Source organism: Lentzea sp. NPDC036955, assembly GCF_055608005.1.
Map to the genome: position 1 here is coordinate 1 of NZ_JBVJRC010000019.1, position 19,676 is coordinate 19,676.

Genomic DNA, 19,676 nt, shown 5'->3' on the forward strand with positions numbered 1-19,676 from the left:
CGTGGAACCGCTCATCGGCAGCGTTGGCCGCCGCCCCTGCGACGCGCGCGGCCGCGTTGGCCGGCTTCGTCGGCGTGGTGATGGCACTCATGACTCACGCTCCCAGAACGCCGAACCCGCAGCAGCCACGACGACGCTGCGGGCGTTGGACCTCTCGTTCCTCGACCCACCGTAAGCGGGCACCCCGCCGAACGCTCAACGGTGGGTCCGCAGCACGCGGTCGCCGCTGAGAACAGCCGCTCATCGCAGACCCCGGCTCTCAGCTTCGGCCGCACGCTCCACCTGGTGTTCGGAGCGGGGTCCGGGAGCGGTTCGTGTCTGCCCGGTCACCCGGCGACCGGGGTCCACTTCCACCAGGGGTAGTGGTACTCGCCCTGCTCGACCTGGAACCGCCGGCCGCAGTCGAGGCACTCGCAGACGCGGTCGGGCACCCACTGCCGGTCATTGGGAACCGTCCGCACGACCCGGACGTGCCGGCGCCCGCTCTCCTTCGCCGGGTCGTAGAACTGGTGCGCGGGGTACGCCGCGCACAGGCACGTCCCGGCGGCGAAGAGCCGGACCCGGTCGAGCGCGTGCTCCAGGTTGGAGTGGTTGGACACGAGCAGGCCGCCGAGCTCGACGTCCGCGGTCGCCTCCTCGACGGCGCGCAGCGCGGGGACCAGCGGGGCCAGGACCTCGGGGTCACGGGTCCCGAAGACCGCCCACACCGAGGACAGGACGCGTTCGCCGTCACCGGAGAGGAAGTCCGCGACGACCGGCGACACGTCACTTCCGGCAGGTGGCTCTGCCAGCCACCGCGCCGGCAGCACCACCACGGCGGCGGGGGTGCCGACCAGGGCGACGGCGTCGTCCCCGGACCGCCACCACACCACCTCGGAGTCGATGAAGCGGCTCGCACCGGCGCGGTGGCGCGTGCCCCAGCTCCGGTCGGCCAGGTCGAGGAAGGACGACGGCACGGCAGCAAGGGGCAGCACGTGCTGGTGGACGTCCGTGTGCCCGGCGAGCCCGTCGACCTCCCAGTCGAGCCGCCCGTCGTCCGGCCACGGCAGCCCGGTCATCTGCTCGACCGCGGCCACCAGCTGCCCGGCGGTGACACCGGTCATCCAGCCGCGCCTTCGGCGAGCAGCGCGCGGTACCGGGCGCCGTGGTGCTCGTCCGGGGTCGGCGACACGGCCGGCTCCGGCAGGTCGTCGGGGTCGTCGGCGCTGATCGGGACGCCCTCCGCCCGGCACCGCGCGACCACACCGGCGTAGCCGTCGTCGGCCCACTGGCCGTACTCGTCGCTGAGGGCCTCGCTGAGGCTGCTGCCGCGGAGGCGCTCGAACTGGCCCTCGTTGTCGAGGACGACGACGGGCGCCGCGGTGAGCGGGAGGTGGCCCGGTCCGCGCCAGTAGCCGAACGCCCTGCCCTCGTCCTCGTCCTCGGCGACCCAGGTGACCAGCGCGGCCGTCTCCTCGATCGCCCTGGTGTTGGCGGCGACGTCGGGGTTCGCGAGGTCCGCGGCGGTCAGGTAACCGGTGTCCAGCGCCGCGGGCCGCTCGTCGTCCGCGAGCAGCCGCAGGCCCTCCGACCAGGGGTTGGGCTGACCCGCGTCCTGCCGGCGGCGCCACACGACGAGGTCTTCGGGAACCATCTGCGCACCTCTCGTAGGGGGACCGCAGTGTCGCACGGTGTACCCGATCCGGTGATCACCCGGATCGACTCGTGATCAATACGATCCGCTCACCCCCCGGTGCTTCGAGATCAGGATGCGTGACCGAATGAGCCACCTCGCCAAGTCCTGCCGCGCCCTCGGCGTCGTCGTCGCGGCGCTCGTGCCCGCCGTTCCCGGTGCGGCCGCGGTCGCGGACACGCCCGTCGTGGCGTGCACGACGACGTCGACCTGGACGTACTCGCCCGGTGTCGTGCTGGTGCCGCGACCGCTGCGCACGTCGGTGCGGGACGAGTACACCTCGTGCACCGGTGTGGTCACGGGCGGCACCAGCGAGTTCACCGTGGACCGCACCGCCGGGTGCCTGGAACCGCTCGCCGCCGTGCCGGAGAGCCGCGTGATCAGGTGGGCGGACGGGCGGACCAGCACGTTCACCTACACCGTGACCGTCACGTCCGCCCCCGGCGCCGACGTGGTCACCAAGACCGGCACGATCACCGGCGGCGTGTTCGCCGGGCGGTCAGCCCAGGCCGTGCAGGTGGCCCCCGCGGTCGACCTCGCGCGGTGCCTCACCGCGGAAGGCATCACCCGGCAGTCGTCGGCCGGCACCTTCACCGTCCTCTGAGCCCGCCGTGCCGACCATCGGTGGCGTGCCCCTCGACGAGGGCGTGCGGCTGTTACGCGCGCACGCGCCGCACCTGACGTGGCACGACCGGTCGCCGTTCCTCGGTGCGGTGGCCACGCCTGTGATCCCGTGGCTGCGCATCGCCCACCGGGACCACCGGCGCGAGGCGGACCTCCCGCCGCCCGCGCGACCGGCTGAACCGCACGGGCTCGCGGTGAGCTTCGCACCCGAGGACGGGATCGGCGCACACGCCTGGGCGGCTGCGGCGGGCCTGCGGCTGCTGGCCGCCGACCCGGCCGCCGTGGCCACCGCGGCCGACAAGATCACCTCGCTGGAGCTGTTCGCGGCGGCCGGTGCGGACACACCGCGCACATGGGTCGTCGAGGGCGAGATCCCCGACGCCGCAACGGGTCCGCTCGTCGTGCAGCGCCGGGCGAACAACCTCACCGGCAAGGGCACGCGCCTGGTCACCACACCGCGGCAGCGCGCCGACGTGCTGCGCGAGTGGGCCGGTGAGGCGCTGCGGGTGTCGGTCCACGTCGACGGAGTCCCGGTGACGGTGAGCGGATGCGTGACGCGGCACGGCACGGTGGTGTCCGCGTTGTCCCACCAGCTGGTGGGCATCCCCGAGCTGACGCCGTACTGGGGCGCGCACTGCGGCAACCAGCTGATCGCCGACGACGACCTCCCACCCGGTGCCGCGGCGCGGTGCCGCGAGGTGGGCGCACTGGTGGGCGACCAGCTCGGCGGGCTGGGGTTCCTCGGCGCGTTCGGGCTCGACCTGCTCGTCACACCCGCTGCGGCCGTGCTGGCCATCGAGATCAACCCGAGGTTCCAGACGGTCGTGTCGCTGGTGCAGGCCCAGGAACGCGCCGCGGGACTGCTGCCCACCCTCGGCACGCACGTGCTCGCCGCGGTGGCGCCGTCACTGCCCGTCGAGGAGGTGCAGGTGCCGCACCTGGAGCTCAGCCAGCTCGTCGTCACCGCCGACCGCAGCGGTGTGCTGCGGGAGGGGGTCGAGGCGGGTGTGCACCGGCTCGACGGCGGCGTGCCGCACCACCAGGGCGACGGCGACCTCGTCGGCCTGCGGCCCGGCGAGGCGCTGCTGTGGCCGCACGCCCGTCCCGGTGACCGGGTCCGGCCGGGGGAGGAGCTCGTCCTGCTGCAGTGGCGCGGACCGGCAGCCGCCGTGCGGCCGGCTCCGGAGCTCACGGCCGAGGCGCGGGACTGGGTCAGGGCCGTGCGCCGCGCGGTGGTGGTCGACGATGGCTGACGAGGAGGGCTGGCTCGACCTGCCACCGGAACGCATGCGCGAGCTCGGGCACCGGGTGGTCGACCTCGTCGTCGACCACCTGACCGGCCTGCGCGCCCAGCCGGTCAGAACACCGGCGACACCGCACGAGCTGCGGCACGTGCTGGACGACCCCGTGCCCGAGCACCCGTCCGACCCCGGCCTGCTCGTCGAGTTCCTCGCCCACGAGGTCTTGCCGCGTTCGCTGCGGCTCGGGCACCCCGGCTGCCTGGCGTTCATCCCCAGCGCCGGCAACTTCCTCAGCGTGCTCGGCGACCTGCTCGCCTCCGGCTTCAACACCTCGCCCGGTGCGTGGCCGGTCGGCGCCGGACCCGCGGCCGTCGAGCTGGTGACCGCACGGTGGCTCGCGAGCCTGCTCGGACTGCCGGAGGGCGCGGGCGGCGTGTTCACCCCCGGTGGTGCGCTCGCCAACCTGACGGCGATCGCCGCCGCGCGCGACGACCGCCTCGGCACGAACGCGACGGGCGGCGTCCTCTACTGCTCGGACCAGACCCACCCCGCCGTGCTGCGCGCCTGCCACGTCCTCGGGCTGCGGCGGGACCAGGTGCGGCTGCTGCCGGCGCTGCGCGCGGAGCCCGTGCGGCACGCGGTCCACGCCGACCGCGCCGCCGGACTGCGCCCGTTCCTGGTGCTGGCGACGGCGGGCACGACCGCGACCGGCGCGATCGACCCGCTGCCCGAGCTCGCCGCGCTGTGCCGGGCGGAAGACCTGTGGCTGCACGTGGACGGCGCCCACGGTGCCGCCGCGGCACTGACCGACCGCGGCCGCGCCGCCCTGCGCGGCCTGGACGAGGCCGACTCGGTCGTGGTCGACCCGCACAAGTGGCTGTTCCAGCCCTACGAGATCGGCTGCGTGCTGGTGCGCGACCCCGAGGTGCTGCGCAGGGCGTTCACCGTCGACCGCTACCGCGCCGGTGCCGACTACCTCAGCGTCTCCCGGCCCGCAGCCGCCGAGACGAACCTGTCCGACCACGGCGTGCAGTTCACCACCGCCGCCCGCGCGCTGAAGCTGTGGTTGTCCCTCAAGGGTTTCGGCGTGGCCGCCTTCCGCGCCGCCGTCGACCACGGCCTCGACCAGGCCGAGCACGTCGCCCGCCGCGTCACCGCCAGCAGGGACCTCGAACTGGTGGCGGGCCCGAGCCTGGGGATCGTCTGCCTGCGCCACCGCGGCGGTTCCGACGAGCTCCAGGCGGCGATCTGCGCCGCCGTCAACGAGTCCGGCAGCGCGTTCGTCACGACGACCACTGTGGACGGCCGGCTCGCGGTGCGGCTGTGCACGATCAACCCGCGCACCACCCGGGCCGACCTCGACGCCGTGCTCACCGCGATCGAGGCCGCCGGACGGAGGTCCTGAGCGACGGTTGCAGCGGCAGGATGCCCACGTGGTAGGCCAGTGCGACCGCGTGGGCGCGGTCGTGGGCGCCGAGCCGCCGCCGGATCTCCCGGACGTGGGTTCGCACCGTGGTCACGGCGATGTCCAGGGCGTGGGCGATGTCCTCGTCCACCTTCCCCTCGGCGACCAGTGCGAGGGTCTGGCACTGCCGTGAGGTGAGCACGTCGTGCCCGCTGCCGGACGGGTGCGGGCCCGGCGCGTTGAGGGCCAGCAGCAGCCCGGGGTCGATGTAGTGGCCGGCCGGCGCCGGCTGGAGGATCGCGCGGACCATCCTCGACGCGTCGGTCTCCCTGCTGAGCAGGCAGTGCGCCCCGGCCGCCCTGGCGATGCGCACGGAGGCGGGGGTGTGGTCGCGTTCGCGGAGCAGGACCGCCACCCGCAGCCTCGGGTTGGTCGTGACGAGTTCCTCGGTCAGCCGCCCCTGCGGGTCGATCGCGCTGTCCAGCAGGACCACGTGCGGGAGCGTGGTGCGCACGCTGTCGCGGATGACGTCGGGGTGGTCCGTGCCGCCGGCCCACTCCAGGCCGATCGTGCGCTGCACGACCGTGCGCAGGCCTTCGCGGAACACCGGGGTCGCGTCGGCGGCCAAGACCCGGCAGATGGCGGCGGTGGTGTGCATCGACGTCACGTGAGCTCGCCGAGCGCACGCGTCGGTAGGCCGTTCAGTGTGGTTCCGCCTAGGCCGTGAGGGTGAATCAAGAAGTAGGGGACCACACGACTGTAGTGGTGACCGAGTCGCGTTCTCGCTGCGTTGACCTGTGCGTTCAGTCGTTCAGGTGAAGAAGTGACACGTCCGGGTCGGTGATCTGCCCGGTCGACACCTGCGGCCCGTGCGCGGACGTCAGTCGTCGTAGGGGTCGTCGGCCGGTGAGTGGTCGTCCCAGTCCGAGGCCAGCTCCGGGTCGATGATCGCGAAGCGGGTGCCGAGCGGGTCGGCCAGCACCGCGACCTGACCCAGCGGCGAGGGGTAGGGCTGGAACCGCAGCCGCGCCCCGGCCGTGCGGGCCCGGTGCAGCGTCTCGGCGAAGTCCAGACCGGGCGGCACGGCGAAGTGCGCGATCCACCGCGGCGGCACGGTCGCCGGGGTGTCCGGCGCCATCCGCACCCGGCCGATCACCGTGTCCCCGCCGGTGGAGTACACGACGTGGTCGACGGCTGTGCCGTCCCCGACCTGCCGCTGCCGGAAGTCGAAGAGCGCGCCGTAGAACGGATCGGCCTGGCGGGGCGCGCGCGTGACGAACTCCAGCCACACGAGCGCACCCGGCACCCCGGCGGTGAACCCCCAGCCGTCGGCGACGGGCTGGGCGAGCCCCACCGTCGCCCCGCTCGGGTCGTCGACCAGGACCTTGGCCACGAGACCGGGCAGGACGTGCTGCCGGGTCTCCAGTGCCGTGCCACCGAGCCGCCGCACCCGTTCGCCCGCGGCGGCCAGGTCCGCGACGGCCAGGTAGGGCGTCCAGTCCAGCGTCGCGCGCTCCAGCGGCCGGACGCCGCCCACCGGTTCGCCGTCCAGGAGGGCGATCGCGTAGTCCTCGCCCGCGCCGTCCTTGATCCAGTGGTACCGCCAGCCGAACACGGACCCGTAGAAGGCCGTGCTGCGCTCGGTGTCGGTCGTGGCCAGCTCCACCCAGCACGGGTGTCCCGGTCGGATGATCATGGAAGTTGTCGGCTCCTGTGGGGCGTCAGCGGCTACCGGACTGCGGTGCGGGCGGGGTCACCGCTTCCCGCGCGTGCCCTGCCAGGCGCGGACGACGACCAGCACGGGGAAGACGGCGAGAACGGCGACGCCGAGCACGATGAGCACGACCGACCCGAGCGTGACACCACCCACCAGCACCGCCAGGCCGACGACGTCGGCCAGCACGAGCAGGACGGCGAACATCGCCTTGCGGGACAGCCGCTGGTGCGGCGGGGGCTTGCGGGTCAGCCTGGCGGCGAACCGCGGGTCCTCCTCGGCGAGCTGCCTCTCGATCTCCTTGAGCTGGAGCCTCTCCTTCTCGGGGAGTTCCACCGGGACACCTCCTGTTCTCGCAGGTGCTGTGCGCGCTCGGCGGCCGGGTCCGTGCCGACCGCTCGCGGTGGAACTTGTTCCGGCAACCACCCTCCTGTGTACACGAGTCGGCTCGTGCGCTGGTCAGGGCGGGCACGGCCCGTGCGGGCTCACGAAGTTCCGAGCAGGGCCGCCTCCAGCCGGGGCACCGCGACACCCCACCGCCGGGCCTCCGCCACGGCGTCGCGGACGATCTCCCGCGGCTCGGCGGCGCTCGCGTCCCAGTGGGTCCGGAAGCTGGCACGGGCCGGCGGGAAGTGGGCGACCAGCCACGCGAGGACGCTTCCCGTCAGCCAGGCGGGCGCGCGGAGCCCCAGCACGGCGGCCCGGTGCCGGCGCAGGTCGATCCCGCGCGCCTCCAGCACCGGCAGCAGCTCGCGACCGGTGCGCAGCGCCTCGCGGAAGGCACCCGGCACGCCGACCAGGTCGGCGAGCGCGCCCCTGCGCAGCGCCTGCGCGTGCAGACCGGCGTCCACCACGAAGTGCAACCACAGCCAGCCGCGGAGGTCCTGCCGTTCCCGCGGGCGGAACCCGGCCGCGCGGAACACCTGGCGCACAACCAGTTCACGCTCGGTGGGCGGCGCACCGACCGTGCCGAAGACGACCGGCGGCAGGAGCACCCCGCGCAGCACGCCGTCCGCGCCGAACGCGCCGCCGAAGCCGGGAAAGCCCCACGCGAGCCGGTCGAGGAGAAGCGGCTCGACCGCCTCCTCCGGTTCCTCCCAGACGTTGCCGAGCACCAGCACGGTCGCGCCGCCGACGCGTGGCGCCAGGAACTCGGCGGCCTCCGCCAGCCGGTGGTGGGGCACGCTCAGCACGACGAGGTCGTAGTCGTGATCGGCCGCCAGCTCCTCCCGCAGGCGCACCGGCCACCGCTGCTCGACCCGCCGCCCCCACGGCCGCCGCCGCGCGTCGACGAGCTCCAGCCGCACCGCGTCCCCGTACTGCGCCGCGCGCCCCGGCCGCACGTAGAACTCCACGTCGTGGCCCGCCTGCTCCAGCGCCCAGCCGCAGCCGGTGCTGATCGCGCCACGACCGAACATGAGGATATTCACTGCACACCCCGTGGAGTACGATAAAACGGAGACGATCTCCACTTCGACGATATGGAGATGGTCTCCACTTGTCAACGAGAGGCACCGCGTGAACACCGCCAAGCCGCTGCGCGCCGACGCCCGGCGCAACCGGGACGCCCTGGTCGCCAAGGCCAGGGAGCTCTTCGCCGACGGCAGCTTCTTCGACCTGCGCTTCGACGACTTCGCCCGCCTCGCCGGCGTCGGCACCGGCACGCTGTACCGCCACTTCCCGACCAGGGAGGCACTGGCCGAGGCCGTCTACCGCGGCGAGGTCGCCGCGCTCTGCGACCGCGTCCGCGACCTGCGGGCCCAGCTCCCCGCGGCGGACGCGCTGGCGGCGTTCCTGCGCGGCATGGTCGAGTACGTGGACGCCCACCGGGGCCTGGCCCGCACGCTGGCCACGCTCATGGCCACCCGTTCCGGCGCACTGGCGGAAGGCGGCCTCGCGCTGGAACAGGCCGTCGTCGAGCTGGTGCGGGCCGGGGTGGCGGAGGGCACCGTGCGGGACGACGTCGAGCCCAGTGCCGTCATGATGGCGTTGCACGGCATCACCGCGGCGCACGACCGTCCTCAATGGCGTGCCGAGGCCGACAGCGTGGTCACCGTCGTGCTCGCTGGCCTGAAGCCCCGGTAGTGCTGTGCCGGGTGGCTGCCGTGTGTCATTTTCCCTTGTGGACGTCCGGCTTCACTTCGCGTCGAGACGGCCGATCCGCGCGTTGAGGTAGCGCTGCTCGGGTTGGCTCGCCGTGAGACGGGCCGCCTGGCGGTAGCTCTCGAGCGCACCGGGCAGGTCGCCGGTCATCTCCACCAGGTGCGCGCGTACGGCGTGAGTGCGGTGGTGCCGCCTCGTCACGGGATCGTCGAGCAACGGACCGAGGAGGGCCAAGCCGTCCTCGGGGCCGAACGCCATCCCGACCGCGACCGCCTGGTTGAGCGTCACGGCCGGACTGGGCGCCACCTGCGCCAGCATGGCGTAGAGCAGGGTGATCTGCCGCCAGTCGGTGTCCTCCCAGCTCTCGGCCTCCGCGTGGACGGCGGCGATCGCGGCCTGCAGCTGGAACCTGCCGACGTGCCCGCGCGGCAGCACCCGTTCCAGGATTCGCACGCCTTCGGCGATCCGCCGGTGGTCCCACCGGGACCGGTCCTGCTCCGCGAGCGGCACGAGGTTCCCGTTCTCGGTCCTGGCAGCCGCGCGGGCGTGCGTCAGGAGCATCAACGCCAGTGCGCCGGCGACCTCGTCGTGGTCGGGTACGACCGCGTGCAGTTGCCGGGTGAGGCGGATGGCTTCCTCGGCCAGCGGCGAGTCGACCAGTGCGTCACCGGTGGATCGCGTGTGCCCTTCGGTGAACATCAGGTGGCAGACGTCGAGCACGGCGGCGACGCGCGCGGGCAGGTCGGCTGGGGCCGGGAGCCGGAACACCGCACCTGCCGCCCGCAACGTGGAGCGCGCCCTGGTGAGGCGTTGCGTCATCGTGCGCTCGGGAACCAGGTAGGCGGCGGCGATCTGCGCCGTGCTCAGCCCGCCGACGGCGTGCAACGTCAACGCGACCTGCGAGGACCGGCTCAGACCCGGGTGACAGCACAGCAGCAACAACCGCAGGGTGTCGTCGGCTTCCTCGTGCGGTGACCGGTCGGCGGCGGGGGAGAGGCGGGCGTCGGCGGGAAGTGCGGCGCTGAGGGCGTTCTCCCGCGCTGTCCGCGCGTCGTCGGTGCGCATCCGGTCGATCAGCCGCCGGGACGCGACCCTGATGAGCCAGCCGCGGGGGTTGCCGGGCACGCCGTCCCGGTCCCACTGCCGCGCCGCCGCCTCGGCTGCCTCCTGCGCCGCGTCCTCGCAGTCGCCCAGGTCGCCATACCGGTGCAGCAGGGCGGCGAGGACGTGCGCGGACTCCTGCCGCCACACGTCCTCGACCACCTGTGCGGTCACTGGTCGGAACCCCCTGGCCCCATCGCGGGACGCAGCTCGACGGTCTCACCAGGACCGCTGAACCGCGCCGCGATCTCCTCCGCGCGCTCCTGGCTCTCCACGTCGACGAGGAAGAACCCGGCCAGGTGCTCCTTGGCCTCCGAGTACGGGCCGTCGGTGACCAGGGGCTTGCCGTCGCTCCAGCGGTAGAGCCGTGACGACTCGGGCGCTCCCAGCGCCTCACCGCCCAGCAGCTCGCCCCTCTCCTGCAGGTCCGCGAGCATGGCCGCGAAGTCGGCGTTCATCCGTTCCCGCTGCTCGTCCGGCATGACCCGGTACTCGGGCAGGTGGTCGGAGGTCGGGTGCCCCCACGGCTGCGGGTTGGAGTGGATCATGATCACGTACTTCACCATCGGCCCCTTGGTCTTCGTCGTGGACGCAGCCGGTCGGCCCCATCCTCGCCTGGGACGTCGGAGCCGTGCGCGCTGTGTCGACATCCCGTCGGAGAAAATCTTCCGGGATGACGGAGGACCTGCCCGTCGACCTCACTCGTCGCGAATCCTCAGCCCAGGGCGCGGCCCGCCCACCAGTTCCCGGGCGAGTCGGGGTCCGTGCTGGTCCAGTAGTCCACGCACGCCCGGACGAACTCCTCCGCCGTCAGCACCCCGTCGCTGTCGAGGTCGAGGTGGTGGAACGCCTGCGCCGACTCCTCGTCGGTCAGGTCCGGGAAGTGCCCGTGCTGGAACTTCCGGAACTCTTCCGGGCTGACGTTGCCGTCCGCGTCGGTGTCGGCGATCGCCAGGAACGCCTTGGCAAGCGCTCCCACGGTCGCGGAGGCGGCCTGCGGGTCATCGGCGAGACTGCCGGTGGAGGCGAGGAACTGCTCGCGGCTGATGGCCTGGCCGCCGCCGGGGATGTGGGGTGCGTGCAGCTCGCGCCAAATGCCCAGGTAGGCGTCCACGATGCGCTGCTCCTCCGCCGAGCCGGACGCGTGGCCCAGGGACTCGGCGGTGCGGCGGCCCATCAGGACGTGGTCCTGCTCGGTCAACAGACCGTCGCCGTCCACGTCCAGCTGGGCGAAGCCGTGGTCGATCTTGGCTTTGAGCAGGTCGGTGAGAGGCACTGCATCCTCCGGACTGGTGTGGTGGGTACTTGAGCTCGCTCAGAACATCGGAAAGTCGGGCACAGCCGGATAGCCCCGATCGGGTCGGGTCGGGTCACTGCCCGTGCCGGCGCGGTCACACGGTGCCGCGCCAGTGCTCGGGTATGGGTTCGGGGTGGATCGGCTCGCCGCAGACCCTGTCCCGGTAGAACCAGCGGTGGAACTCGTCGGGCTCGACGATGCGGTTCTGGTAGCCGCGGTGGTTGTCGATGTCGTCCTGCGCGGTCCTGTGGGTGGTGCGCAGCTGGTGACGGCGGAGGCAGAGCTGGTAGTCCATGCGGTGCAGGTGGATCAGGTACAGGTTCGGGTCGGGGTTGGTGGCCTGGTCGGCGCGTTCGTGGAAGCCGCCCAGCCAGGTCATCGGTATCCGCGCCAGCAGGGGCTTGGAGTACAGGGGGTTGGAGAACCAGGTCGAGCGCTGCTCCAGCACACCGCGTCCGGCGTCGAAGGGTGCTTCGCTGTCGTGCTGGTGCAGGACCTCCCAGCCGGTGCAGTTGACGAAGTCCTGGTCGAACTGGTCGATGTAGCGGCTCAGGTCGCCGTAGCGCGGGTCGGGGGTGACGATCTCGTCGACGTCGGTGCTGAGCACGACGTCGTAGCGGTCGACGAGGTCGTGCTGGTGTTGCTGGACGATGTCGCGGTGCCAGTCGCTGCTGAACTCGTCGTGGTGGATCGGGATGCGCGTGAACCGGTCGTCGGGCGGCAGGCCGGGTGCGGGCTGGTGTTCCAGGACGTGGATGTCCTGCGGTGCGAAGAACCGGGAGTAGTAGTCGAGCCAGATCGGGAAGAAGTCAGGTTCGTCGCGGACCAGGGTGACCACGGCCCGGCTGTTGCGGCGGTGTGCGACTGGGCGCAGGCACCAGCGCTGCTGTGGTCCGTGCCAGAAGTCGAACTGGGCCAGCCGGGGCTCGTGACCGGAGTCGGCGTCCCACAGGTCCAGGTACTTGCCGCTGGCCAGGTTCGCCAGGGCGTGGCAGCCCGAGCGCAGCGGCACCAGCCGCCACAGCTGGTGCTGACCGTTCTCCCGTCGTGCCTCCAGCACCACCTCGGCGCCGTTGTGCCCGGCGGCGCCGGCCACGGACAACACCAGCCCGCTCGCGGTGTTCTCCACCACGACGGTGTGACGGCTTTCCGCCGTGCGGCGCAGCCTCCACCGCTGCGCCGGTGCGGTGTTGTCGGGCCAGGTCTGGCGGATCCGCGGGCCATCGGCCGTCAGGGCCTTGCCGCTGGCGCCGTTGACCAGCGCGAGGTGGGCGTCGTCCTGGGGAGTCATCTCAGATGCGCTCCAGGACCCAGTGCTGGTTGTGGTGCTCGTGGTAGGTGGGGTAGTCGCCCCAGTAGCTCTGCTGGGTCACCCGTGCGTCGGGGTCCAGGCTCTGGTTGCGGACGTCGAGGACCTTGCCGGAGTGCAGGTTCTGGATGCGGAACACCGACCCGCCCTGGGACGCCCCGGCGGGGATGAACAGCCACTGCTTGTGCGTGCCGCTGGGATCGGACCGGGTGAGCACCTCGGCGCCGTTGTCCATCGACATGCCGACCACCTCCAGGTAGCGGTCACGGGCCGGGTCGCAGTTCTTCATGTGGTAGCCGCCGCCGGGGACGGGCACCAGCTGCCATCCCACGGCCGGGATGCCGCTGTCGACGTTCTGGTCGACGTTGGCGCCGTCACCGGTCCAGTTCGGATCGTCCAGCTGCAGGTACAGGCCGCTCAGGGTGCAGCGGATCTTGTAGCTGCCGGTCAGGTCCGGCACGGTGATCTTCACCTGGGTGGAGCCGGTCCGCACGCCGTCCACGACCACGTCGACCGCGCCCTGCACCGTGATCGCCCGGGTCACCGGGGCGGCGGCAGCTGCCGTGGCCCTGGGGAACTCCAGCGCGAAGTCCAGGGTCTGCGGCTGTGTGCCGGGGAAGGGGCCGTAGCCGGCGGGCGAGACGTGCACGAACGGCGCGATCGTGGTGTCGGGAACGAAGCTGACGCTGCCGATGGTGGTGATGCCCGTGGTGCCCAGGGTGATGATCGTGTCGACGATCGTGGCGGGGGTGATGCCGTCGGTGTAGGTGCCGCCGGTGGCGGCGGCGACCCGGCTGCCCTGCCCGGCGGTGCCGCCGATGCTGCAGTTGCCCTGGTAAGGGGCGCCGTTGGACAGCGGCACCGGGTCGACGTCGAGCCCTGGTCCGCTCGACCCGGAGGGGGTGCTGATCACCAGCACGGCGATGCCCTCGGCCTGCAGCTTGGAGATCACCGAGTGCTCGGTGATGGTGTGGGTCAGACCGGACACGGCCTGGCAGATCGGGTCGTGCCCCGGGGCGTCGCCGACCCAGAGGATGATCCGCTTGGCGTCGGCACGCCAGCCGATCGTGCCGCCGGGAGGCTGGGCGAGGTGGTCCAGGGCGAAGAACTGACCTTCGGCGACGGTGGTGCCGCCGGCCACGGTCCAGGCGTGGATGGCGCCGGCGGCGGCCGGGGAGCTGGAGGTCAGCGAGACCTGGTGGTGGAAGCGCTGGGTGACGGGGTAGTCCAGGTCCCGGTAGTTGCCCACACCGAACTGCACGTCCGCGCCGACCTGGCCGGCCGCGGTGACCAGCCTGGTGAGGATTTCCTCCACCCTGGCGCGGACCGCGTCGATGATGCCGGTCATGCTGCCGGTGCTGTCGGCGAGGAAGTACACGTCGATCTTGGGGATCGCGCCGGTGGCGGGCAGCTGCACCTGGACCTGTTCGTGATGGCTGTCCGACGAGTTCGGGTTGATCGAGAGCTCGATGTCGGACGGGGTCGGCGGTGTGGTGATGGGCATGCTGGGGCTGCTCCTTCTTCCGCTGTCGGGTCGTCAGGTGGTCGCAGATCCGTGATCGGCGGCGCGGTCTCGGTTGAGGGGGACCGTGAGTTCGGTCGGCCAACCCGGATGTCGGCGTGTCGACCGTCGGCGGTCCTTCTCCGGAGGGCGGCCGGAGCCGGTGGGCATCACGGTCCGCGGCCGCACCGGTCCGGCGCGTGATGCGCGGGAGGCGCTGTGTCAGAGGCGTTCCAGCCGCCAGTGCTGGTTGTGGTTCTCGTGGTAGGCGGGGTAGTCGCCCCAGTAGAAGTACTGGAACACCGGCGCGTCCTGCTGCGTGCTGCCGCCCTGGATGTCGAGGACCTTGCCGGTGTGCAGGTTCTGGATGCGGAACACCAGGCCGCCCGCACCAGAGGAACCCGCCGGTATGAGCAGCCATTCCTTGTGCGGGCCGCTGGGGTCGGACCGGGTGAGGACCTCGGCGCCGTCGTCGAAGGACATGCCGACCACTTCCAGGTAGCGGTCGCGGGCCGGGTCGCAGTTCTTGATCCGGTAACCGCCGCCGGAGACCGGCATCAGCTCCCAGTGCTGAGCGGCCAGGCCGGTGTAGGTGTTCTGGTCGACGTTGGCACCGTCACCGGTCCAGCCGGGGTCGTCGAGTTGGAGGTACAGGCCGCTGAGCGTGCTCTGGATCTTGTACTGCCCGGCCAGGTCGGGCACGGTGATCTTCACCCGGGTCGAGCCGGTCCGCACCCCGTCCACGACCACGTCGACATCGCCTTCCACCGCGACCTCCTGGGTCACCGGCGTACCGGAGACGGGTGTCACGGCGGGGAACTCCAGCTCGAAGTCCAGCGTGCCGGGATGGGCGCCGGTGAAGGGACCGTGACCGCCGGCGGGGTGGACGCGCACGAAAGGCGCGATCGCCGTGCCCGGCACGAGGCTGACGTTGCCCAGCGTGGAGATGCCCGCGGTGCCGAGGTTGATGATCGTCTGCACCACGGTGTCAGGGGTGATCCCCTCGGTGTACGTGCCGCCGGTCGCGGCGGCGATGCGCGAACCCTGGCCGGCCAGACCGCCGAAAGCGCCGCAGAAGCTCTCGTACACGCCTCCACCGGAGGACAGGGGAACCGGATCCGCGTTCAACCCCGAACCCGGCCCGCTGGGGCCGGTGCTGATCGCGAGCACGAAGATGCCCTGCGCCTGGAGTTTGGCGGTGACCGACGCCTCGGTGATGTCGTAGGTCAGGCCGGACAACCCCTGGCAGATCGGGTCGTGCCCTGGCATGTCGCCGATCCAGACGACGATCCGCTTGGTGCCGGCACGCCAACCGATCGACCCGCCGGGGGGCTGCGCGAGCTGGTCCAGCGCGTAGAACTGGCCCTCCGCGTGGCTCCAACCACCACCGGCGGCGCTCCAGGCCCGGATGCCGTTGGCCGCAGCCGCGGTGCTCGTGCCCAGGGGGACCTGACTGCGGAAGCGATCGGGTTGCGGGTCCTCCATGTCCTTGTAGTTCCCGACACCGAAGTTCACGTCCGCGCCGACCGCGTTCGCGGCGGTGATCAGCCTGTTCAGGATGTCCTCCACCCGCGCGCTGACCGCGCCGATGATGCCGCCCATGCTGCCGGTGCTGTCGGTCAGGAAGTACACGTCGATCTTCGGGACCACCCCGGAGCCGGGCAGCTGCACCAGCACCTGCTCACGGTGGCTGTCCGGTGAGTCGGGGTTGGTCGACAGTTCGACGTCGGACGGGGAAACCGGTGTGGTGACGGGCATGGCGTAGTGCCTCCTCGACCAGGCCTTGAGACCGCTTCGTGACTGCGGACCTCTGACCGAGGATTACAACGTCGATCTCACAAAGGAATAGGCAAACCGGCCGGTCAACCCGAAGGTGTGCGTTTCCGTCATCTGCAACACCCTGCCGCGGGAATCACCTGTGCAGGGCATCGACAACGCTCCGGACGCTCCCGGGAACACGCCGGTGGTCTGATCTCCCTCGGCCGGGCAGGTGATTCGGTGTCGCATTCGGTGAGCCTGAGCTGCGGCGTCCCGCTTCGCGGTCACGGTTGGTGACGGCGCTTTCCGATCGCGGTCCTACCTGATCGAGGTATCGCTACCCAGCGGCTGAACCAGCAATGCTGTGTAGTAGGACGCGACGTGGGGAGGGTTATGTCCTTGCTGGCCAGCACCGGCATCGGTGCGGTCCTGTTGACGGTGTCGGCATTGGTTCGAATCGGATTGGGGACACCCTCGAATGAGGGCGGAAGACGCACACCTGAAGCTGACCGAAGGCGAACGGAAGACGGTCACGGGCCATTTCGGGGAAAGGGCGTGGTCGCACTTCCCGAGCAGCGTGTCGTTGGTGATCCCGGCACACAACGAGGAGGCGTCAATCGCGGGGACAATCAAATCCTGCCGCGCACAGAGCCATCCGATTGACCAGATCATCGTGGTCGCGGACAACTGTTCCGACCGCACCGCCGACATCGCCCGCGGTCTGGGCGTGGTCGTCATAGAAGGCAAAGGCGGGTCGAAGGCGGCGGCGCAGAACATGGCCCTGCCCAGGATCACCAGCGACGCCGTCGTCGCGCTCGACGCCGACGCCACCCTGTCCCCTCGCGCGGTGGAGCAGATGATGGCCACCCTGCGCCGCGGCTACGCCGGAACCTGCCCCTCGGCCATGCCCCGCGACACCGACACCCCCTACAGCCGCTACCGCACGCTCTACCACGCCATCGCCAACGGCTGGATCCGGCCACTCCAAGACGTGTTCCACCGGCAGTTGGTCCTGAGCGGCATGGCCAACTGCCACCGCACCGACGTGCTGCGCGAGGTCGGCGGCTACCCCGACGACAACATCACCGAGGACTTCAACCTCACCTGGACCCTGCACCGCCTCGGTCACCGCGTCGCCTTCACCCCCGAAGCGTTCGTCTACACCGGCGAACCCACCTCGCTGTCCGAGCTGCTCTCCCAGATGCACCGCTGGACCGCCGGGTTCGCCCAGACCATGGTCAAACACCGTGCTCCGGTCATGGACGGCGGAGCGTTCATCATCGTCGCCTCCCAGGTCGTCGACTCACTCGTCGGCGGCATGGCCATCTGCACCCTGCCCCTCTACGTGGCCCGCCACGGCGTGGTGCGCGGGCTGCGCAGCTGGTGGAGTCCACTGTGGATCGTGGTCACCGTCGCCTCGGTCGCGGTCGCGGTCCGGCAGCTCGGATGGCGCACCACGGTGAAGTGCCTGCCCAGCTGGATCGTCCTGCAGAACCTCACCGGACCGCTGAACGCCTGGTGGCTGTTCCGCGAGTGGGTCCTGGGCCGCAGCCTGACCACCTGGACCGGCCGCCACGGCCGACGACCCGCGCTGACCCCGGTCACCACACGTCGGAAGGCAGTGCTGATCGCGGCCGCCGTCGCCGGCGCGCTGCTCGGCGTGCGGTCCTGGCGGCGCTCAACCGACCCGGCGCCGCAACGACGTCGGCAGCGATGAGACGACACCGTGCAGGGCGGAGGCCGGGAACCTGTGGCGGAAGTCGTCCAGCTCCCACTGGCACGCCTCGGCCGCACGCCGCAGCAACCTCGCCCGCCCCGCCTGTCCGTGAACAGGGCGCGTGGCCCGGTCGGACCAGGTCCTGACCGCGGCCTCCGCCAGCATCGATGCCCCCGCCGCCGCGAATCCCGCGTACCGCCGCGCGCCACGTCCCTCCGGCACCTCGCCCACCACGCGGTGCAGCACCCGCCGCACCGCCTCCGCCGTCACCGCCTGCGCCAACCAGTTCACCCCGACCTCGGCCGCCGCCGAACCACCCCGCCCCGTGCGCCGGGCCCGTTCGGCGGCCACCTGCAGCACCGGCGCCAGCGCCGACCACAACGGCACCACCGCCTGCCGCCCTGGTTCCTCGCCGACGACGCTGACCGGGATCAGCCCAACCGAGCCGGGCGCGTTGCGCCACCCCGATGACCGCCGTGCCGCCGCCGCGAAACCGGGCACCCCGGCCAGCGCGTCACGAACCTGCTCCAACGTGGCACGCCCCTCCAGCAGGTCCCACTTGGTCACCACGAACCGCACGACCTTGCCCCGGCCGGCGGCCAGCTTCCACACCCCGGACATGGTGTGCTCGAAGAACGCGCGCTCACCGCCGAGCAGGGCCGCGACCCGCGCGCCGTCCAGGACGCACAGCACCGCATCAGCCCTGCGGACGCGCGCGGCCAACGTCCGGCTCACCGGATGCCCGTCCACCGTGACGCACGAGCCGTCGTAGTCGACCAGTCCCACCTCGTACAACGGCTCCCCGTCGTCACACCACGCCTCGAAGCACAGTTCCGCCCACGCGTCGCGGTCGGTGGCCGCGGGCCACCCCGACCCGTCGGCCCGCACCAAGCCCCACGTCTGGTCCAGCCTCAAGGTGGTGGTCGGATCCGCGCTGAGCACGGGGACCGCGTCAGACGAGTGCGTGTCGAGCCCTTGCTTCATCGCGGCCAGCAGACATGTCTTGCCGGAGCCGGCCGGACCGATCGGAACGATGTCGATGAACGGCACGATCGGCACCGTAACGACTCCGGCCGGCTCCGGCAGCCCTCGGCGCCACCGCACCGCTCACCCTCCGCTTTCGCCTACACGCCAACCGGGTTCGATCGGTGGGCAAGACGGCGAAGACGACACCGAACAGGCATGCCGCTGCCGCCCGGTGGCGACTTCCGGCGCGTGGCTGATCACCCGAGAGGCGGAAGCCTTGCTTGAGCGGGCGATCCGCCCTGCGTGGGCGTCTCAAGCTGAATTCCCTCTGCGGAAAGTGCGGCAGTGAGGGAGCTTTCAGAAGGCGGTCAAGTCGGGTCAGCCTCAGCCAGTCGATGTGTACGCTCGTGCTATCGGTAACACGCCCAGCCTTGCGCGTGGTTCTGCTCAAGTACCGCATACGCCTCTCCGCCGTACTGCAACCTGCAGGCGTGGTTGAGGTCCATGTCCCGCACGGCGTAGGTCGCCCAGCCGAAGGGCGGGCCCACCCACATCGAGTCCACGCAGCGCCATCCCCTCGCGTGGTTCTCCACCAGGTAGGCGATGCTGGCGTCCCCCGGATTGACTGTTCTCTGACAGTAGGCGCCCAGGTCGATGCCGCCGAGGCGAGTGGCCGCCGACGCCGACGGAGCCATGCCGGCCAATCCTGACGTGACCACGACCGTGACGGCCGCTGCGCTCAACCACTTCCGTACACCCACGTCAGCCCCATCTCGTCGCCTTGTCGTCCCGCCTTTTAGCGGACCGGAAGCAAGTCTGCCCCTCGTCAGGCACGAACTGGACGAAACGCCGAATTTGTCCTGTAACTGTCCACAGCGTGTCCCCAGGCACCAACCGCTGCACCTGCTCCGGCCCCAACGGCTGCCAGGTCTGCCCTGGAAGCAGTCCTCATAGCACGGTCCTATCGGTGTTCGGCATGAACGTTGACTATCGCGCTGTGTGACGCTGCGCACACAGAACGGTCCCTGCCATAGCCGTCACGGTCGTGCTCGAGCGACCGATGTTGAAGGACAAGCCATGACATCATTGAGAATTCGACGATGCGTGTGGACGACCCTGCTCGTCGTCATCGTCACGTTGGGTTACAGCACCAGTGCCGGATCTGCCGGTGCGGCGCCGGCTTCCGGCACTGCGGAAAGCAGCAACCGAGCGCAAGCGCCTGCCCCTGTCGGCCGCCCGCTGGCGGCCAGTGATCGACATGTTGCGAA

General features: G+C 71.5%; 18 protein-coding genes. 5 read left to right on the plus strand and 13 right to left on the minus strand.

Going from position 1 to position 19,676, the window contains the following annotated elements:
• Window positions 1–326 precede the first annotated feature (326 nt).
• Together ACZ7CF_RS40905 and ACZ7CF_RS40910 are read right to left on the minus strand one after the other, a co-directional pair.
• Window positions 327–1,103, minus strand: a complete 777-nt coding sequence (locus ACZ7CF_RS40905) for a hypothetical protein (protein ID WP_470372392.1) — start codon at window positions 1,101–1,103, stop codon at window positions 327–329.
• The gene (locus tag ACZ7CF_RS40910) at window positions 1,100–1,633 is read right to left on the minus strand and encodes a hypothetical protein (protein WP_470372393.1); all 534 of its coding nucleotides are present in this window, start codon (window positions 1,631–1,633) and stop codon (window positions 1,100–1,102) included. Before ACZ7CF_RS40910 ends, ACZ7CF_RS40905 begins: the two co-directional genes overlap by 4 nt.
• A gap of 115 nt (window positions 1,634–1,748) precedes the next feature.
• Between ACZ7CF_RS40910 and ACZ7CF_RS40915 the strand changes: the two genes are divergently transcribed.
• From ACZ7CF_RS40915 to ACZ7CF_RS40925, 3 genes are read left to right on the plus strand one after another with little or no spacing between them, the layout of a single operon-like run.
• Complete coding sequence (locus ACZ7CF_RS40915) at window positions 1,749–2,276, plus strand: hypothetical protein (RefSeq protein WP_470372394.1); 528 nt, start codon at window positions 1,749–1,751, stop codon at window positions 2,274–2,276.
• A gap of 25 nt (window positions 2,277–2,301) precedes the next feature.
• Complete coding sequence (locus ACZ7CF_RS40920; RefSeq protein ID WP_470372395.1) at window positions 2,302–3,549, plus strand: ATP-grasp domain-containing protein; 1,248 nt, start codon at window positions 2,302–2,304, stop codon at window positions 3,547–3,549.
• Window positions 3,542–4,942 carry a pyridoxal phosphate-dependent decarboxylase family protein gene (locus tag ACZ7CF_RS40925; RefSeq protein WP_360400566.1) on the plus strand — a complete coding sequence of 467 codons (1,401 nt, stop codon included), beginning with the start codon at window positions 3,542–3,544 and terminating at the stop codon, window positions 4,940–4,942. Before ACZ7CF_RS40920 ends, ACZ7CF_RS40925 begins: the two co-directional genes overlap by 8 nt.
• Here the strand turns inward: ACZ7CF_RS40925 and ACZ7CF_RS40930 are convergent.
• From ACZ7CF_RS40930 to ACZ7CF_RS40945, 4 genes are all read right to left on the minus strand, one after another.
• On the minus strand, window positions 4,908–5,600 hold the full coding sequence (locus ACZ7CF_RS40930) for a response regulator transcription factor (protein WP_470372441.1): 693 nt from the start codon (window positions 5,598–5,600) through the stop codon (window positions 4,908–4,910). The genes ACZ7CF_RS40925 and ACZ7CF_RS40930 overlap by 35 nt on opposite strands.
• 222 nt (window positions 5,601–5,822) lie before the next feature.
• Complete coding sequence (locus ACZ7CF_RS40935; protein WP_470372396.1) at window positions 5,823–6,638, minus strand: VOC family protein; 816 nt, start codon at window positions 6,636–6,638, stop codon at window positions 5,823–5,825.
• A 57-nt stretch (window positions 6,639–6,695) separates the two neighbouring features.
• Window positions 6,696–6,992 (minus strand): DUF3040 domain-containing protein, encoded by a 297-nt coding sequence (locus ACZ7CF_RS40940; protein WP_360400560.1) that lies wholly within the window; start codon window positions 6,990–6,992, stop codon window positions 6,696–6,698.
• Between the two features lie 149 nt (window positions 6,993–7,141).
• Entirely contained in the window at window positions 7,142–8,086 is a 945-nt protein-coding gene (locus ACZ7CF_RS40945) for a ketopantoate reductase family protein (RefSeq protein ID WP_470372397.1), read from the minus strand.
• Window positions 8,087–8,174: 88 nt separating this feature from the next.
• Here ACZ7CF_RS40945 and ACZ7CF_RS40950 point away from each other — a divergent pair, with 88 nt between their 5' ends.
• Window positions 8,175–8,741 (plus strand): TetR/AcrR family transcriptional regulator, encoded by a 567-nt coding sequence (locus ACZ7CF_RS40950; RefSeq protein WP_470372398.1) that lies wholly within the window; start codon window positions 8,175–8,177, stop codon window positions 8,739–8,741.
• 51 nt (window positions 8,742–8,792) lie between these two features.
• Here the strand turns inward: ACZ7CF_RS40950 and ACZ7CF_RS40955 are convergent, their stop codons facing one another.
• From ACZ7CF_RS40955 to ACZ7CF_RS40980, 6 genes are all read right to left on the minus strand, one after another.
• A complete protein-coding gene (locus ACZ7CF_RS40955; RefSeq protein ID WP_470372399.1) occupies window positions 8,793–10,034 on the minus strand; it encodes an RNA polymerase sigma factor in 1,242 nt (413 codons plus the stop codon).
• Window positions 10,031–10,426 (minus strand): YciI family protein, encoded by a 396-nt coding sequence (locus ACZ7CF_RS40960; RefSeq protein WP_360400548.1) that lies wholly within the window; start codon window positions 10,424–10,426, stop codon window positions 10,031–10,033. The genes ACZ7CF_RS40955 and ACZ7CF_RS40960 overlap by 4 nt, the downstream gene beginning before the upstream one ends.
• 149 nt (window positions 10,427–10,575) lie before the next feature.
• A complete protein-coding gene (locus tag ACZ7CF_RS40965; RefSeq protein WP_360400545.1) occupies window positions 10,576–11,136 on the minus strand; it encodes an EF-hand domain-containing protein in 561 nt (186 codons plus the stop codon).
• A 115-nt stretch (window positions 11,137–11,251) separates the two neighbouring features.
• Window positions 11,252–12,448 (minus strand): RICIN domain-containing protein, encoded by a 1,197-nt coding sequence (locus ACZ7CF_RS40970; RefSeq protein ID WP_470372400.1) that lies wholly within the window; start codon window positions 12,446–12,448, stop codon window positions 11,252–11,254.
• A 1-nt stretch (window position 12,449) separates the two neighbouring features.
• Complete coding sequence (locus ACZ7CF_RS40975) at window positions 12,450–13,970, minus strand: RICIN domain-containing protein (RefSeq protein ID WP_470372401.1); 1,521 nt, start codon at window positions 13,968–13,970, stop codon at window positions 12,450–12,452.
• Between the two features lie 219 nt (window positions 13,971–14,189).
• Window positions 14,190–15,725 carry an RICIN domain-containing protein gene (locus tag ACZ7CF_RS40980; RefSeq protein WP_470372402.1) on the minus strand — a complete coding sequence of 512 codons (1,536 nt, stop codon included), beginning with the start codon at window positions 15,723–15,725 and terminating at the stop codon, window positions 14,190–14,192.
• A gap of 478 nt (window positions 15,726–16,203) precedes the next feature.
• Here ACZ7CF_RS40980 and ACZ7CF_RS40985 point away from each other — a divergent pair, with 478 nt between their 5' ends.
• Complete coding sequence (locus ACZ7CF_RS40985) at window positions 16,204–17,442, plus strand: glycosyltransferase family 2 protein (RefSeq protein WP_360400533.1); 1,239 nt, start codon at window positions 16,204–16,206, stop codon at window positions 17,440–17,442.
• Here ACZ7CF_RS40985 and ACZ7CF_RS40990 read toward each other — a convergent pair.
• On the minus strand, window positions 17,404–18,492 hold the full coding sequence (locus ACZ7CF_RS40990) for a P-loop NTPase family protein (RefSeq protein ID WP_470372403.1): 1,089 nt from the start codon (window positions 18,490–18,492) through the stop codon (window positions 17,404–17,406). The genes ACZ7CF_RS40985 and ACZ7CF_RS40990 overlap by 39 nt on opposite strands.
• Window positions 18,493–19,676 lie beyond the last annotated feature (1,184 nt).